1 protein-coding gene is annotated in these 512 nt (G+C 35.5%); it reads left to right on the top strand.

Annotated elements, in window-relative coordinates; translation table 11 throughout:
• Nucleotides 1-193: 193 nt before the first annotated feature.
• On the top strand, nucleotides 194-512 hold a 319-nt coding region (locus HMPREF1552_RS11745), incomplete at its 3' end, for a transposase family protein (RefSeq protein ID WP_231370727.1).

The raw sequence follows: 512 nt of genomic DNA, 5'->3' as shown, positions 1-512 counted from the left end.
AATAGTTCAGTTTTAAATAGGTTTTATTATATATTAGACCTGTTCGACAACCTTGCCTTTGAATACGTCGTTGCAAAAAAGTATCATTTGTGAGTGTGTTAAATAGGGTGAGAACACACTGATAAAAACGGGGAGTTTTCCTTGCCTAAAAAGAGGGAGCTTGTCAGGGACACTGAGATAGAGGTTGTACTGGTTGACACTACGGAATGTGAGATTGAGCGTCCTAAAAAAACAGCGGAGATATTACTCAGGAAAAAAGAAAAAGCACACGATAAAGGCTCAGATAGCGGCAGACGAAAAAGATATGAGGATACTTAATGTCTCATTTTCACATGGAAGCGTTCATGACTTTAAGCTGTTCTGCAAAAGCTACGTGCATCTTTTAAAAGATGTACTTTTAATTGCCAACAAAGGATACATAGGTATGAATAAGATACACAGTAATAGCTTGATACCTGAAAAATCGACAAAAAGGAATAAATTAACTAAAGAAGATAGAAAATACAATTCAA

Origin of the sequence: Leptotrichia sp. oral taxon 879 str. F0557, from assembly GCF_000469385.1 — a bacterium.
In the GTDB taxonomy this organism is placed as follows: Bacteria; Fusobacteriota; Fusobacteriia; order Fusobacteriales; family Leptotrichiaceae; genus Leptotrichia; species Leptotrichia mesophila.
This window is presented reverse-complemented; position numbering and strand designations above follow the sequence as displayed.